The 15,134-nt window shown below is 62.2% G+C and carries 13 protein-coding genes; 4 read left to right on the top strand and 9 right to left on the bottom strand.

Translation table 11 applies throughout. The features are described 5' to 3' along the window. Positions 1-157 precede the first annotated feature (157 nt). Positions 158-1,423: a peptide antibiotic transporter SbmA gene (gene sbmA / locus CO667_RS24180; protein ID WP_097620824.1), complete on the bottom strand. Its 1,266-nt coding sequence runs from the start codon at positions 1,421-1,423 to the stop codon at positions 158-160. Between the two features lie 125 nt (positions 1,424-1,548). Then, positions 1,549-2,733 carry a YbfB/YjiJ family MFS transporter gene (locus tag CO667_RS24175; protein ID WP_097620831.1) on the bottom strand — a complete coding sequence of 395 codons (1,185 nt, stop codon included), beginning with the start codon at positions 2,731-2,733 and terminating at the stop codon, positions 1,549-1,551. Between the two features lie 166 nt (positions 2,734-2,899). Between CO667_RS24175 and CO667_RS24170 the strand changes: the two genes are divergently transcribed. Beyond that, positions 2,900-3,475, top strand: coding sequence for a PadR family transcriptional regulator (locus tag CO667_RS24170; protein ID WP_097620823.1), 576 nt, complete (start codon positions 2,900-2,902; stop codon positions 3,473-3,475). Positions 3,476-3,581: 106 nt separating this feature from the next. Here the strand turns inward: CO667_RS24170 and map are convergent, their stop codons facing one another. The 7 genes from map to glpK all read right to left on the bottom strand — a co-directional run bounded on the left by map (position 3,582) and on the right by glpK (position 10,117). Further along, complete coding sequence (map, locus tag CO667_RS24165; protein ID WP_097620822.1) at positions 3,582-4,340, bottom strand: type I methionyl aminopeptidase; 759 nt, start codon at positions 4,338-4,340, stop codon at positions 3,582-3,584. 39 nt (positions 4,341-4,379) lie between these two features. Further along, on the bottom strand, positions 4,380-5,441 hold the full coding sequence (locus tag CO667_RS24160) for an LLM class flavin-dependent oxidoreductase (RefSeq protein WP_097620830.1): 1,062 nt from the start codon (positions 5,439-5,441) through the stop codon (positions 4,380-4,382). A 379-nt stretch (positions 5,442-5,820) separates the two neighbouring features. Then, the gene (locus CO667_RS24155; protein ID WP_097620821.1) at positions 5,821-6,111 is read right to left on the bottom strand and encodes a GIY-YIG nuclease family protein; all 291 of its coding nucleotides are present in this window, start codon (positions 6,109-6,111) and stop codon (positions 5,821-5,823) included. Positions 6,112-6,264: 153 nt separating this feature from the next. Beyond that, a complete protein-coding gene (locus tag CO667_RS24150) occupies positions 6,265-6,732 on the bottom strand; it encodes an SRPBCC family protein (protein ID WP_097620820.1) in 468 nt (155 codons plus the stop codon). A gap of 88 nt (positions 6,733-6,820) precedes the next feature. Continuing rightward, a complete protein-coding gene (locus tag CO667_RS24145; protein WP_097620819.1) occupies positions 6,821-8,080 on the bottom strand; it encodes an RNA polymerase sigma factor in 1,260 nt (419 codons plus the stop codon). Then, positions 8,077-8,451, bottom strand: coding sequence for a YciI family protein (locus tag CO667_RS24140; protein ID WP_097620818.1), 375 nt, complete (start codon positions 8,449-8,451; stop codon positions 8,077-8,079). Before CO667_RS24140 ends, CO667_RS24145 begins: the two co-directional genes overlap by 4 nt. 172 nt (positions 8,452-8,623) lie before the next feature. Beyond that, positions 8,624-10,117, bottom strand: coding sequence for a glycerol kinase GlpK (gene glpK, locus CO667_RS24135; protein ID WP_097620817.1), 1,494 nt, complete (start codon positions 10,115-10,117; stop codon positions 8,624-8,626). A gap of 157 nt (positions 10,118-10,274) precedes the next feature. Here glpK and CO667_RS24130 point away from each other — a divergent pair, with 157 nt between their 5' ends. The 3 genes from CO667_RS24130 (at position 10,275) to xdhB (ending at position 15,100) form a co-directional block, all read left to right on the top strand. Then, positions 10,275-11,051: a 3-hydroxybutyrate dehydrogenase gene (locus tag CO667_RS24130; protein ID WP_097620816.1), complete on the top strand. Its 777-nt coding sequence runs from the start codon at positions 10,275-10,277 to the stop codon at positions 11,049-11,051. 28 nt (positions 11,052-11,079) lie between these two features. Beyond that, positions 11,080-12,546: a xanthine dehydrogenase small subunit gene (gene xdhA / locus CO667_RS24125; protein WP_097620815.1), complete on the top strand. Its 1,467-nt coding sequence runs from the start codon at positions 11,080-11,082 to the stop codon at positions 12,544-12,546. A 214-nt stretch (positions 12,547-12,760) separates the two neighbouring features. Further along, positions 12,761-15,100 (top strand): xanthine dehydrogenase molybdopterin binding subunit, encoded by a 2,340-nt coding sequence (gene xdhB, locus CO667_RS24120; protein WP_097620814.1) that lies wholly within the window; start codon positions 12,761-12,763, stop codon positions 15,098-15,100. Positions 15,101-15,134: the final 34 nt, after the last annotated feature.

Here is a 15,134-nt window from a genome sequence, read left to right as displayed (position 1 = left end):
CAGGCCGCTAAGCGCGGCGTATCCCTCCTCCTCTCAGCTTTCGATGATGTGTGAATCTGATAGCCCCGAGGGGAGAAAGTGGCGGCAGCCGGATGAGGGGGCCATAGGGCACACCAGGCATTGAAGCCATCTGTCCCATCCGGCCAAACCTGACCCATCAGCCATCGGCGTGCACGACACCCGCCTCGCGCGCCAAGTAGCGCTGCTCGATCTCAGGCAACGGCTCGTTATCAATTGCGGCTTCGAAGGCCCGAAGACGCTTGTAAATGGAAATCAGCTCGATGATCGTCGTCCATGAGCCGACAAGATACTGAAATGATCCACGAACCTGATCGAAGACATTGGTGATCTGCGTCATCAATCCCAGCGTCAACTTACCGGCGACGATCGAGGGAACTAGCACAACGAAACTGAATATATTGTCGGCCTGAGAATAGAAGATGCGCGCAACGTTGAAATACGCGTAGTGAAAATATATGCGGAAATAGTTCCGCCGGACATTGGCGAACAGTTCCGCCACGGTCGGCGGCGTTGCGCGATCCGCATAGTCTTCGCCATACACCAACTCCTTACGATACCTAGCCTCCACGCGCTGATTCAGGAATTGCAATCCTGGAAGCTTAACGCCGACAATCGCCAGGAAGATCGTTCCGAACAGCGACCAAAAGATCGCAGCCCAAACAAGCGCATGTGGCACATTGCCGATCAACGGCAATTCAGTGATGTTTGCGCCCAACCGAAAAAGCACGGGCAGAAATGCGATCAGTGTCATGACCGAGCTGACAAGGCTGACGCCCAAGCTTTCAATGGTCGATGAGAAGCGCATCGTGTCATCCTGCACGCGCTGAGATGCACCTTCCACATGCCGCAGTTTGGGCCAATGTGCCATATAATAATCGTTCATCGCCGTGCGCCAACGAAATACCCAATGGCTTACGAAGAACAGGTTAAAAACGCCGACTGTGATTGCCACGAATGCGATACCGGCGAAAACCAGCATGCTTCCGTAGAACTCGGACGCTGGAACGGAACCGACAGTCTGCAGCGCCTTCTGCACCAGATCATAGAAGGGACCATACCAAGCGTTTACCGCCACGCTGACCTGTACCGAAAAATAGGTATTGAAAATGATTAGTGCAGTACCAAGAATGGACCAGTACTGCCAAGGATGCGGACTGTACCAAAACCAGAACGCCGTAAACAGCGCAACGACGATGACGTAATAGATATAAAACCACAAGAATGGCGCAGACCAGAAGACAGACACGCCAACCGGCGCTTCCTGCCCTTGCGCCAGTGGCGGCAAACCAAACACAGCGCCAGCCTGCTCGCCACCAAAGTACCACAGAAGGACCGCGGCCAGACACCAGATCATAGCCGATATGAAGAAAGCCTTGGGCTTTGGGAAAAAAGATAGAAACACGGGGAGCTTTGCTTTCCTGAACTGTGAGTCTCGGGAGTGTCGTGGAACACTGATTTTGCCGGAAACTAAGGCAGTTCGAAGGAAGCAGCAATGGGCTCGGCCGATTGTTACGCAGATGTAACCGGTTAAGCGATTTTCCTGATAACCGGCATCACCATTGCAGCACAGGCGACGAGTGCGGCTGCGGCGATGATCGTCGGGACGGTGAAACTGCCCGAGCGCTCGGCGATCCAGCCGGCAACAACAGGCCCGACGATCTGGCCGACGCCGAAGGCGGCGGTCATCATGGCGAGAATCCGCCGCGGGCTCTCCGGGGAAAGCTTGCGGCCGATCTGCAGGCCGTAAGCGGTGATCGCCAGAAAGGTCGCCCCGAACAGCGCCCCGCCGATCAGCGGTGCGACAGAAGGCGCCAGCGCCACGGTCGCCAGCACGCCGGCGGCTTCGACCAGAAGCGCCGCGACATAGACGCCGCCGAGCCCGAGCGGTCTGACCAACGGCTTCCAGGCAAACAGCGCCACCGCCGCCGTCAGGCCGGCAATGAACCAGCAGAGGAATTCGACGAAGGGCCCGGTTGCAGAAAGGCGTGCGATGGTGACGAGGAAGGTCGCGGTAATGACGTAGCCGAAGCCGAACAGGCCGTAGGACAGCGTCAGCAGCACCATCGGCCGGCTCCAGACCAGCGCCGGCTCCTTGCCCGCCTGCGCCGATTGCGCCGGAGCCGATGGCAGCAGCAGGAAGACGACGACGAGGCTTGCCGCACAATAGATTGCGCCGCCGATCCAGTCGGCTCGCCAACCACCCGGCCCGTCGTGAAAGCCGAGGCCGATCAGAAACACCATGACCGAGGACAGCGCAATGCCCGCCCCCGGCCCGCCGAAATGCGCCGCCTGCACATGGTCATTGCCGGCAGCCGCCCCGTGGCTGAGCACGATCGACGAGGTGAAGACCATCGCAAAGGCGCTGGCGAGGCCGGCCAGGAAGCGGATGATTGCAAAGATCGCGACGGAATCGGTGGCGGCCATGGCTGCGAGCAGAATTGCCGTGGCAAACAGCGCCAGCAGCGCCACCAGCCGCTCGCGCCCTGCCGCCCAGCCATAGGCGGCAAGCACGGCGCCGACGAGATAACCGACGAAATTCGCCGAGGCGATAAAGCCTGCATCCGCAGCCGAAAGCGGCACCCCACTGATCATGCCCGGCAGGATCGGCGTGTAGGAGAAGCGCCCGAAACCCATGGCCGCCGCCATCGCAATGGCGCCGGCGGCGGCGGTGGAAACGAGGTTGGGCGGGGAGCGAGGGGTGCGCACGAGCATGCAGCGCTTATCGCGCCGCAACACCGGCACCACAATCAAGTAATTCTGATCGATCGATCAATTTCCGGAAACATCAAAAATTCTGGGGCGGGCTTGAAAGCAAATATCTTACGATATATGTTTTACGACATAGCTAACGATACGTCTAACGATGAAAGGCAAAGCCATGAGAGGTTTTAAAGGCGGCATGTTCGGCGGAGAATTCCGCATGGGCCGCAAATTCGCGGCGGGCGACCTGCAGCTCGTCATCCTGGCCCTGCTCGCTGAGCAGCCGCGTCACGGCTACGAATTGATAAAGATATTGGAGGAGCGCTCTGGCGGTTTCTATGTGCCGAGCCCCGGCGTCATCTATCCCGCCCTCACCTATCTCGAGGAAACCGGCCTTGCCGAGGTGGAGGCCGAGGGCGCCAAGAAGCTCTACCGCATCACCGAGGCCGGCCGCAGCCGCGTCGAGGAAAACCGCGCCATGATCCTGCATACTTTTGCCAAGCTGGAACGCATCGGCGAGAAGATGGCCCATGTGAAGCGTGTCTTCGAAACCGACCGTCACGGCGCCGACGAGGGCGATGACGGCGATTTCATGCAGGACGGCGGCGATATCCGCGCCGCCCGCATGCTGCTGCGCTCGGCCCTGCGCATGCGCTATCCCTGGTCGAAACCCGAAGCCGCCCGCATCGCCGGCATATTGGAACGCGCGGCTACGGAGATCCTGCAGGGCGGCAGGCCGGAACCGCGGGGGTGAAGAGGAAGGCGGCGCCAAAGCTCAAGAGAGCCTCATCCTGAGGCGCCCCGAAGGGGCCTCGAAGGACGAGGCGGGCACTCCCGTCGGAAAACACCGACGCAAGCCTTTACCCCCGCGCATCCGGCAAGGTCAGAATCACCGGCCCGTTGCGCGTCGCCACCACCGTGTGTTCATATTGCACGGTCGGCGCCTTCGGATCGGCATAGAGTGTCCAGGCATCGTCGCCGCCTTCGGCCCAGGTCGCGCCGAGCGACAGGAACGGCTCGACGGTGAAGACGAGACCGTCCGTCATGACACGCTTTTCCGAAGGGTCCGGCCAGGTCGAGAGCTCGGCCGGCTCCTCGTGCAGCGAGCGGCCGACCCCGTGGCTCGCCAGATTGGCGACCAGCGTATAGCGGTTTTTCTGCGCGAATGCGCCGACGGCGGTGCCGATCTTGGCCAGCGGCTCGCCGGATTTCACCTGGTTGAGCCCGACCCAGAGCGCCCGCTTGCCGTCGCGGCAGAGCCGATCGATCTTCGGCTTGACCGGCGGCATTGCGAAGGAGGCGCCGGTATCGGCGAAGAAACCGTCCTTCTCCGCCGAGACGTCGATATTGATGAGATCGCCGGCGCGGATGACGCGCAGGCCGGGAATGCCGTGGGCAATTTCCTCGTTGATGCTGATGCAGGTCGCGCCCGGAAACTGGTAGCAGAACTCCGGCGCCGAGCGCGCGCCCGAATCCTCCAGCACCTTGCGGCCGATCCCGTCGAGCTCCAGCGTCGTCATGCCGGGCTCCATCGCTGCCGCCATCACCTGGATCGCGTTGGCGCAGATGCGGCCGATCTCCTTGAGCTTTACCAGTTCGTCGTCGTTTGCGATAACCATTCGTCTGTCCCGGCCGTGCGCAGGGCGGCCGTGGCCACCTCAAGCTGAGGCTTTCGCCCCTTCGCTCTTTTCAGTCAATGCCTTTCTGACGATCGGCGCGACTTTCGTCCCGTACAGTTCGATGCCGCGCATGATCTGATCATGCGGCATCGGCCCGATCGCCATCTGCAGCAGGAAGCGATCGTTTTTGAAAAGCGCCTGCTGGGCGATGATTTTTTCGGCGACCGTCTCGGGATCGCCGACGAAGAGCGCACCGTTCGGCCCGCGTGACATGTCGAACTGCGCCCGGCTCGTCGGACCCCAGCCGCGCTCGCGGCCGATGCGGTTCATCACCTCGGCCTGCGGCCCGTAGAACTGGTCGGCAGCAGCAGCCGTCGTATCGGCGATGAAACCGTGAACGTTGATGCTGGTTTTCAGCTTCGCCTGATCCTGCCCTGCCCGGTGCGCGGCCTCGCGATAAAGATCGAAGAGCGGCGCGAAACGGCGCGGCTCACCGCCGATGATCGCCAGCGCCACCGGCAGCCCGAGCGCGCCGGCGCGTGCCACCGACTGCGGCGTGCCGCCGACGGCAATCCAGAGCGGCAGCAGATCCTGCAGCGGCCTGGGATAGACGCCGCGCCCGTTGATCGGCGCGCGAAGCTCGCCCTTCCACTCCACGACCTCGCTGTCGCGCAACGCCAGCAGCAGATCGAGCTTTTCCTCGAAAAGCTGGTCGTAATCCTCGAGATTGTAGCCGAACAGCGGGAAGGACTCGATGAACGAACCACGCCCCGCCATGATTTCGGCCCGGCCGTTGGAAAGCAGATCGAGCGTCGAAAACTGCTGGAAGACGCGCACGGGATCGTCGGAGGAGAGCACGGTGACCGCACTGGTCAGCCGGATGTTCTTCGTTTTGACCGCGGCCGCGGCCAATATGACTGCAGGCGCGGATGCCGCATAATCCGGCCGATGATGCTCGCCGAGCCCGAAGACATCGAGCCCCACCTGATCGGCAAGCTCGATCTCTTCAATGAGATGCTTCAGCCGCTCGGCCCCTTCCGCTCCCTTGCTGCGAGAGGGGTTCGGATTGACGTCGGCAAATGTGTAAAGCCCCAGTTCCATCATCGGCATCCTGTTGAATTCCGCCCGGAGATAAGGATGGCGGGGATGGAGCGCAAATACAAATTGTGGAACGGAATGTTCGAGAATTTCGATGGGCGACGTGGCGTGCTCGGTGAGTGAGTTTATTGCTGTCCGGCTTTATCGGCGAGGCGCGGCAAAGAGTCTTTGCGCCGTGGACACGGCGCTGCTGGATTCCTGTGACGAGCACAGGAATGAGGGAGTTCTGGGTATCGGCAGTGCCCAGCGGCAATTGTTTTCGTATGTTTATGCTGCCCCAAATGATGAGGGGTTTTGGTGCACGGTTCCCACCACTTGCTCCCTCATTCCTGTGCTCGTCACAGGAATCCAGCAGTCGCGCGTCCGCGCGACGAAAGACTCGTCACAGACCGAGAAGATGAAACGAAATATCCTCCCACTCCGGATTCTCCCGCTCGATCAGATTGAGCTTCCACTGCCGCGGCCATTTCTTGATCGTCTTCTCCCGCGTAATTGCAGTGGTCAGCAGGTCATGCTCCTCGAACCACACCAGCGTCTTGACGCCATACTTCGACGTGAAGCCTGGCGTCAGTTCATTCTGATGCTCGTATAGGCGCCCGGCAAGGTCCCGTGTCACACCGGTATAGAGCGTGCCGTTGCGCGTAGATGCTAGGATGTAGACGTACCCCTTCATCCCAGAAGCATGACACAAGATGCCGTGGAACGCACCCAAAGAACCACCAATTCGAATCTGAATTCAACCACTTCGAAGCCTTGGCGGAATCATCTTCCGAACCGCCTCAACCCGCACTTGAAGCGTCGGAACGGCGCGGTCTCACTGCGCCGCTTACATCCTCGCCAGCAGCTCCGCCAGTTGGTCGGCCGCCTTGCCCCATCCTTCGTGAAAGCCCATCTTCTCGTGCGTTTCCTTGTCCTCGGCGCGCCAGTGCAGCGCCTTGGCCGTATACTTCGTGCGACCGCTGCCGAGGTCTTCGAGCAGGATGACGCCGGTGAAGAAGGGTTTTTCCGACGGCACCCAGGCGCTGCTATAGGCGTCGGTGAAGACGATCTTCTCGTTCTCGATGACCTCGAGATAGACGCCGCGGTTCGGATACTGATTACCCTCGGGATCCAGCATGACGACGACGCTGGAGCCGCCGGGGCGGACATCGAGCGTGGCTTCCGCCACGCCCCAGGGACGCGGCACGAACCACTGTTTCAGCAGGGTGGGATCGGTCCATGCCTTGTAGATCTTCTCACGCGGCGCGTCGAATTCGCGAACGAGGACGAGTTCATGTTGCGTGCTGGCGGTCATTTCAACATCTCTCCATTTGAATAAACCTGTTTGCTGTCAGGTTGTTACAAGGACGTGTCGAAGTTCACCGTTCCGACAGCAAACTGAATTATTTTGCGACCGGCTGTGCGGCCTCTTCCTGCAGCTTGTCGATTTGTCGGCGGATATGGGCGGCCTCGGCCGCCGAGTGAGCGAGTGCAATGGCGCGGTCGAAGGCTTCGCGGGCCTGGCTGGTCAAGCCAAGCTGTTTCAGCAGACCGCCCCGCAGCCCGTGATAGTAGAAGTAGCCGTCGAGTTTCTCGCCGAGCGGATCGATGAGGTCGAGCGCATCCTGCGCACCTTGGAGCTTGGAGACGACGACGGCCCGGTTGAGCGTTATGACAGGCGACGGCTGGAGACGCTCCAGCGCGCGATAGAGCAGGTCGATCTCCACCCAGTCGGTATCCCCGGCACGTTTTGCCCGGGAATGAACGGCGGCAATGGCTGCCTGCAACTGATAGGGACCGGGCAGACGATGGCGCAGCGCCTTGTCGAGCAGCGCCAGGGCCTCGTTGATGAAGGGCTGGTTCCAGAGCGAACGGTCCTGATCTTCGAGCAGCACGATCTCGTCTTCGGCGCTGAAGCGCGCCGGCCGGCGCGAGATCTGCAGGAGCATGAGCGCAAGCAGCCCCATCAGCTCCGGTTCCGACGGGAAGATATGCAGCATCAGTCGAGCCAGCCGGATCGCCTCGTCGCTGAAGGCGGCGGCCTCATGCTTGGGATCGGCCTGGCTGTAGCCCTCGTTGAAGATCAGATAGATCATCGTGCTGACGATCGACAAGCGTTCGGCCCTCTCCTCGGGGCTCGGCGTTTCGAAAGGCACGCCGGCCTTCGCCACACGCGCTTTGGCCCGGGTGATGCGCTGCTCCATGGCGCTTTCGGAGACCAGGAAAGCACGCGCGATCTGCGGCACCGAAAGGCCGGAAACGATGCGCAGCGCCAGCGCGATCTGCTGGGTCGCCGGCAGATCGGGATGGCAGCAGATGAAAAGAAGCCGCAGGATATCGTCGCGATAGTGGGAATCGTCCAGCCGCTCAGCGATATCGCTTTCGGCGTCCTCGGTATCGGAGATAGTGTCCTCATCCGGCAGGGCTTGGAGCTTCGACCGCTTGCGCACGGCATCGATGCCGCTGTTGCGCCCGACGAAGATGAGCCAGGCTGTGGGATCACGCGGCGGCCCCTTTTCCGGCCATGTCCGGATCGCCCTCAGGCATGCCTCCTGGAACGCCTCTTCCGCGGTATCGAGATTGCGGAAATAGCGCAGCAGCGCGCCGAGCGCCTTCGGACGGGCAGAGGCAAGCGCGAGGTCGATCCAGGCAATGTCGGTCATGTCGAAGCATCTCCCGGCCTGAAGACGTAGAAAGGCCGAATTTCGTAAGAGGTGGAACCTGGATTGACGGATGAAAGCTGCTTGGAAAAGGCGACCGCCTCATCCAGCGTGTCGAAATCAACCACGTAGAAGCCGAGAAGCGCCTCCTTCGTTTCCGCGAAGGGACCGTCGATGACGAGGGCCTCGTCTTTACCCTTGCGCACGGTGGTCGCAGCCGTCGTCGGCATCAGCCGACCGACGGGGCCGAGCTTGCCGGCTTTGGCAAGCGGCTCCTGCACGGCATAAAGCTTCTCCATGACGGCAGCCTCTTCCTCCTTGCTCCAGGCGAAGACAGTTTCCTCATGGGCGTAACAAAGGATTGCGTAAAGCATCGGTCACTCCTCTTTCCGAATGACGAAGGAGTACCGCCTCGACCGACAGCGTGCATCAAAAAATTACTGATCGGAAATTCGTGATCTTCGGCGACACGGGCGACCATAGCTGGAGAAAAGCTGGGCATCTCCCAGGAACAAGCGAGGCTGTATCGGGGCAGTGACCGCCCCTTCACCCCTCGCTCAGCGTCCGCTTGACGGCATTCTTCCAACCCTTGAGTTTTGTCGCCCGCAGCTTTTCGTCCATATCGGGCTCGAACCGCCGATCCCGTTTCCACGTCGCCGAAAAACCGTCCCTGTCCGGCCAAACCCCTGCCCGGCTGCCGGCGAGCCAGGCAGCCCCCAGCGCCGTCGTTTCGAGAATGACCGGACGGTCGACCGGGGCGTCGAGCAGGTCGGCAAGGCGCTGCATCGTCCAGTCGGAGGCGACCATGCCGCCGTCGACGCGCAGCACCGTGTCGTCGCCACCGTTCTTCCAGTCCTTCTGCATGGCATCGAGCAGGTCGCGGGTCTGGTAGCAGACGGCTTCAAGCGCCGCCCTGGAAAGCTCCGCCGGGCCGCTGTTGCGCGTCAGACCGAAGATCGCGCCGCGCGCCTTGGCATCCCAATGCGGTGCGCCGAGGCCGGTGAAGGCGGGCACGAGATAGACCTCCTGCGTCGGATCTGCCTTTTCGGCCAGTGCGTTGGTCTCGGCGGCGCTGCCGATGATGCCGAGCCCGTCTCGCAGCCATTGCACCGCCGCACCGGCGATGAAGATCGACCCTTCAAGCGCATAGGTCGTCTCACCGTTCAGGCGATAGGCGATGGTGGTCAGCAGCCGGTTTTTCGAACGCACCATATCGGCGCCGGTGTTCAGCAGCGCGAAGCAGCCGGTGCCGTAGGTCGATTTCAGCATGCCTGGCTGAAAACACGCCTGGCCGATGGTCGCCGCCTGTTGGTCGCCGGCAACGCCGAGGATCGGGATCGCGGCGCCGAAGATATCGGGATCGACCGTGCCGAAATCGGCGGCGCAGTCCTTGACCTCAGGCAATATAGCAGCCGGGACCCTGAGAATGTCGAGCAGATCCTCGTCCCAGGCGTTCTCGGCGATATTGTACATCAGCGTGCGTGAGGCATTGGTGGCATCGGTGACGAAACTCTTGCCGCCGGTCAGCCGCCAGATCAGGAAGGTGTCGATCGTGCCGAAGCACAGATCGCCTTTGGCAGCACGCGCCCTGGCACCCTTCACATTGGCGAGCATCCAGGAGAGTTTCGTGCCGGAAAAATAGGGATCGAGGATCAGGCCGGTCTTCTTGGTGAACAGCCGCTCGAGATCCTGCCGTTTCAGATTATCGCAATAGCTGGCCGTTCGCCGGTCCTGCCAGACAATGGCGTTCTGGATCGGCCGACCCGTCTCGCGCTCCCAGACGACGACAGTCTCGCGCTGGTTGGTAATGCCGAGTGCGGCAATATCCTTGGCCTCGATTCCCGCCTCGCGCAACGCCATGTGGACGGTGGAGACGACCGAATCCCAGATCTCCTGGGGATCGTGTTCGACCCAGCCCGAGCGTGGATAGATCTGGGTGAATTCCTTCTGGCCCTTGCCGACGACATGCATGTCGCCATCGAAAACGATCGCCCGCGTCGACGTCGTTCCCTGATCGATCGCCAGAATATATCCACTCATGAATCCCTCTCCCAAGCATGTCGATTATCGTGACAAATCAATAGGACACGCAGGCGAACGAGAAAAGCGAATAAAGCGGAATTGCCAGCCTGCCGGCTTTGGGCATAACCTCGCCATAACGTTGCAACGCAGCATCGCGATCTCGGGAGAAAACAGCATGAGCAGAACAGTCGTCGTCACCGGCTCCACCAGCGGCATCGGCCTTGCGATCGCCACCGCCTTCGCCGAAACCGGCGACAACGTCGTCATCAACGGTTTCGGAAATACCGATGAAATCAAGACGATCGTCGCGCGGCTTGAATCATTGTCGAAGGGCCGGGCGATCTACCATCCGGCCGACATGACCAAGCCTGCCGAGATCGCCGACCTGATCGAAACGGCGGCGAAGAGCTTCGGCACCGTCGACGTCCTGGTCAACAATGCCGGCATCCAGCATGTCGAGAAGATCGAGGATTTCCCGATCGAAAAATGGGATCAGATCATCGCGATCAATCTGTCGAGCTCCTTTCATACGATGCGCGCCGCGATCCCGCTGATGAAGGCCAGGAAACACGGCCGGATCATCAACATCGCCTCGGCCCACGGGCTCGTCGCCTCCCCCTTCAAATCCGCCTATGTCGCGGCAAAACATGGTATATTGGGCCTGACGAAGACGGCAGCCCTTGAGCTTGCCGAGTTCGGCGTGACGGTGAATGCCATCTGCCCCGGCTATGTGCTGACGCCACTGGTTGAGAAGCAGATTCCGGATACCGCCAAGGCGCGTGGGATGACCGAGGAACAGGTGAAGAGCGAGGTCATCCTCAAGGCCCAGCCGACCCGTGAATTCGTCAAGGCGGAGGAGATCGGCGCATTGTCGCTCTACCTCGCCAGCGACGCCGCCCGCCAGGTGACCGGAACCCACATCTCGATTGACGGTGGCTGGACGGCGGCTTAACCATTTGGAAAAAACAACCGGGAATATCATGAACGACAGCATCCGCTTCATCCTGAATGGCGAAGACATCACGCTCACCGATGTCGGGCCGACCGAGACGCTTCTCGATTTTCTGCGGTTGAAGCAGCGGCTGACGGGCACCAAGGAAGGATGCGCGGAAGGCGATTGCGGCGCCTGCACCGTGCTCGTCGGCAGGCTCGCCGACGGCAAGCTCACCTACGAATCCGTCAATGCCTGCATCCGTTTCATGGGCTCGCTGCATGCCACCCATGTGGTGACGGTCGAGCATCTGGCCGGCCGCGACGGCGCGCTGCATCCGGTGCAGCAGGCATTGGTCGATTGTCACGGCTCGCAATGCGGCTTCTGCACCCCGGGCTTCGTCATGTCGCTCTATGGCCTGTGGCTGACGACCGAGAAGCCGAGCCGGCGGCAGATCGAAAAGGCCTTGCAAGGCAATCTCTGTCGCTGCACCGGCTACGAGCCGATCGTCAAGGCGGCCGAGCAGGTGAGCCAGATGCGGCCGAGCGCGCTCTTCGACCCGCTGGAGCGAACGCGCTCGGAAATCATCGCGCGGCTCTGGGCCATGCAGGCGAGCGGCACGATCAGGATTGCGAGCGGCGAAGACCGGCTGGTCGTGCCGGCTTCGCTCCAGGCGCTGGCCGAGATCCTCTCGCAGGAGCCCGACGCGATTGTCGTCGCCGGCGCGACCGATGTCGGCCTCTGGGTGACGAAGCAGATGCGCAGGCTGAGCCCTGTTGTTTTCATCAATCACTTGAGCGAACTGCAGTCGGTTGGGGAAAGCGAGGACGGCGTCACCATCGGCGCCGGCGTCAGCTACACCAGGGCCTTCGAGGTGATCTCCAGGAAAATCCCGGCGCTTGGGCGGCTGATCGATCGCATCGGCGGCGAACAGGTGCGCAACATGGGCACGGTCGGCGGCAACATCGCCAACGGCTCGCCGATCGGCGACAGCCCGCCGCCGCTGATCGCGCTCGGTGCGACGCTGACGCTGCGATCGCTCGAAGGCCGGCGCAGAATGCCGCTCGAGGATTTCTTCATCGCCTATGGCCAACAGGACCGGAAGCCCGGAGAATTCGTCGAAAGCGTCTTTGTGCCCTACCCCAAGGCAACCAACCGCTTTGCCGCCTACAAGATCACCAAGCGCCGCGACGAGGACATCACCGCCGTGCTGGGCGCCTTCCTGCTGACGCTCGACGACACTGAGGTGATCACCGACATCCGCATCGCCTTCGGCGGCATGGCGGCGACCCCGAAACGCGCCCGCGCGGTGGAGGCCGAACTGATCGGCAAACCCTGGACGGAAGCGACCATCGAGGCGGCCCGCCCCGCCTTCGACGCCGACTACCAGCCACTCACCGACTGGCGCGCCACGGCCGAATACCGGCAACTGACGGCGAAGAACCTGTTGACGCGGTTCTATCTGGAAACGGTGGGCGCGCCGGCGGAGCTGAAGCGGTTCGAGGAGGTGGCGTGATGGTTTGTTTCGTTAGCCGAGGCCCCGCAGCCACTGTTTTGCCCCTCACCCTAACCCTTTCCCCGCTTGCGGGGAGAGGGGACGTGCCCTGCGAGAGGTGGCGAGGAACGGAGACGGCGCGGCATGTCCCTTCTCCCCGCAAGCGGGGAGAAGGTGGCGGCAGCCGGATGAGGGGCCGCCGTCAACACGGTGCCGGCCATAGAGGATACCGCTAATGGACAAGTCCACCTTCGAAGACCGCAAGGCCATCATCGTGGGCCCGATGCACGGCTCGCAGCGGCATGACTCCGCACACAAACACGTCACCGGAACCGCCGACTACATCGACGACATCCCCGAACCCGCCGGTCTCCTGCACGGCGCCCTCGGCCTTTCCGACCGGGCGCACGCCGAGATCCTCAGCATCGACCTGTCCGAGGTTGCCGCCTATCCCGGCGTCGTCTGGGTCTTCACCGGCAAGGACGTACCCGGCGTCAACGACGTCAGCTCCAACGGCAGCCACGACGAGCCGCTGCTCGCCGAAACTTTGGTTCAGTTCCACGGCCAGCCGGTCTTTACCGTCATCGCCGAAACACGCGACGCCGCCCGCCGCGCCGCGCGGCTGGCAAAGATCGACTATCGGGATCTGCCGCACTGGAGCGATATCGACGGGGCGCTGGCAAACGGCGGCCCGCTGGTCATCACCCCGATGACGCTCAGGCGCGGCGAGCCGGAAACGGAAATGGCGAATGCCGCCATGCGTCTGAAAGGTCAGATGCGCATCGGCGGCCAGGAGCATTTCTACCTCGAAGGTCATATCGCCGTGGCGATCCCCGGCGAGGACGACGAGGTGACCGTCTGGTCCTCGACGCAGCATCCGAGCGAGATCCAGCATATCGTCGGCCACGTGCTCGATATCCCTTCCAATGCCGTGACCGTCAATGTCCGCCGCATGGGCGGCGGCTTCGGCGGCAAGGAGACGCAGGGCAACCAGTTCGCAGCCCTCGCCGCCATCGCCGCCAAGAAGCTCGGCCGCGCCATCAAATTCCGCCCGGACCGCGACGAGGACATGAGCGCCACCGGCAAGCGCCACGATTTCCTCGTCGATTACGAGGTGGGCTTCGATGCCGATGGCCGCATCCACGCGGTCGACGCTACCTATGCGGCGCGCTGCGGCTTCTCCTCCGACCTGTCGGGACCAGTAACCGACAGAGCCCTCTTCCATGCCGATTCCAGCTATTTCTACCCGCATGTGCACCTGGTCTCAAAGCCACTGAAAACCCACACCGTTTCCAACACCGCCTTCCGCGGTTTCGGCGGCCCGCAGGGCATGCTCGGCGCCGAGCGATTCATCGAGGAGATCGCCTATGCCCTCGGCAAGGATCCGCTCGATATCCGCAAGCTGAATTTCTACGGCCAGCCGGGCTCCGGGCGCACGCTCACGCCTTACCACCAAGAGGTCGAGGACAATATCATCGCCCGTGTCGTCGAGGAGCTCGAGGAAACCGCCGAATACCGGGCGCGGCGCAACGCCATCATCGCCTTCAACCGCGACAGCCGCTATATCAGAAAGGGCATCGCGCTGACGCCGGTCAAATTCGGCATCTCCTTCACGATGACCGCCTTCAACCAGGCCGGCGCCCTCGTCCACATCTACCAGGACGGCTCGATCCACCTGAACCATGGCGGCACCGAAATGGGCCAGGGCCTCTACACCAAGGTGGCGCAGGTGCTGGCCGACAGCTTCCAGGTCGATATCGACCGGGTGAAGATCACCGCGACGACGACGGCCAAGGTGCCGAACACCTCGGCCACCGCCGCTTCCTCCGGTTCCGACCTGAACGGCATGGCAGCCTTCGACGCCGCCCGCCAGATCAAGGAACGGCTGGTGGCCTTCGCCGCCGAAAAATGGGACGTTGGCCCCGCCGACGTCGTCTTCCTGCCGAACCGGGTGCGTGTCGGCGAAATCGAGATCCCCTTCCCCGATTTCATCAAGCAGGCCTATTTCGCCCGCGTCCAGCTTTCCGCCGCCGGCTTCTACAAGACGCCGAAGATCCACTGGGACCGCAAGGCCGGCCGCGGCACGCCCTTCTACTATTTCGCCTACGGCGCCGCCTGCACCGAAGTGTCGATCGACACGCTGACCGGCCAATATCTGATCGACCGCACCGACATCCTCCACGATGTCGGCCGCTCGCTGAACCCGGCGATCGACCTCGGCCAGGTCGAGGGCGCCTTCGTGCAGGGCATGGGCTGGCTGACGACCGAAGAGCTCTGGTGGGATGCCAAGGGCCGGCTGCGCACCCATGCGCCCTCGACCTACAAGATTCCGCTCGCCTCCGACCGCCCGAAAATCTTCAACGTGCGCCTCGCCGAGTGGTCGGAGAACACCGAGGCCACCATCGGCCGCTCCAAGGCCGTCGGCGAACCACCCTTCATGCTGGCGATCTCAGTGCTGGAGGCCCTGTCGATGGCGGTGGCAAGTGTCGCCGACTACAAGGTCTGCCCGAGGCTGGACGCGCCGGCGACGCCGGAACGGGTGCTGATGGCGGTCGAGCGGATGAAGCGGGTGTAGCAGATGGAAACGCGTCCGGCTCGTTTGTTGGCCT

This window comes from Rhizobium sp. L43 (genome assembly GCF_002531725.1).
In the GTDB taxonomy this organism is placed as follows: domain Bacteria; phylum Pseudomonadota; class Alphaproteobacteria; order Rhizobiales; family Rhizobiaceae; genus Rhizobium.
The sequence above is the reverse complement of the archived record's forward strand: the minus strand, read 5'-3'. Positions and strand labels throughout refer to the sequence as shown.

Coding starts and splice junctions, on each gene's coding strand:
- CO667_RS24175 (WP_097620831.1), bottom strand. CDS start 2,733: ATGCTCGTGCGCACCCCTCGCTCCCCGCCCAACCTCGTTTCCACCGCC.
- CO667_RS24170 (WP_097620823.1), top strand. CDS start 2,900: ATGAGAGGTTTTAAAGGCGGCATGTTCGGCGGAGAATTCCGCATGGGC.
- map (WP_097620822.1), bottom strand. CDS start 4,340: ATGGTTATCGCAAACGACGACGAACTGGTAAAGCTCAAGGAGATCGGC.
- CO667_RS24160 (WP_097620830.1), bottom strand. CDS start 5,441: ATGGAACTGGGGCTTTACACATTTGCCGACGTCAATCCGAACCCCTCT.
- CO667_RS24155 (WP_097620821.1), bottom strand. CDS start 6,111: ATGAAGGGGTACGTCTACATCCTAGCATCTACGCGCAACGGCACGCTC.
- CO667_RS24150 (WP_097620820.1), bottom strand. CDS start 6,732: ATGACCGCCAGCACGCAACATGAACTCGTCCTCGTTCGCGAATTCGAC.
- CO667_RS24145 (WP_097620819.1), bottom strand. CDS start 8,080: ATGACCGACATTGCCTGGATCGACCTCGCGCTTGCCTCTGCCCGTCCG.
- CO667_RS24140 (WP_097620818.1), bottom strand. CDS start 8,451: ATGCTTTACGCAATCCTTTGTTACGCCCATGAGGAAACTGTCTTCGCC.
- glpK (WP_097620817.1), bottom strand. CDS start 10,117: ATGAGTGGATATATTCTGGCGATCGATCAGGGAACGACGTCGACGCGG.
- CO667_RS24130 (WP_097620816.1), top strand. CDS start 10,275: ATGAGCAGAACAGTCGTCGTCACCGGCTCCACCAGCGGCATCGGCCTT.
- xdhA (WP_097620815.1), top strand. CDS start 11,080: ATGAACGACAGCATCCGCTTCATCCTGAATGGCGAAGACATCACGCTC.
- xdhB (WP_097620814.1), top strand. CDS start 12,761: ATGGACAAGTCCACCTTCGAAGACCGCAAGGCCATCATCGTGGGCCCG.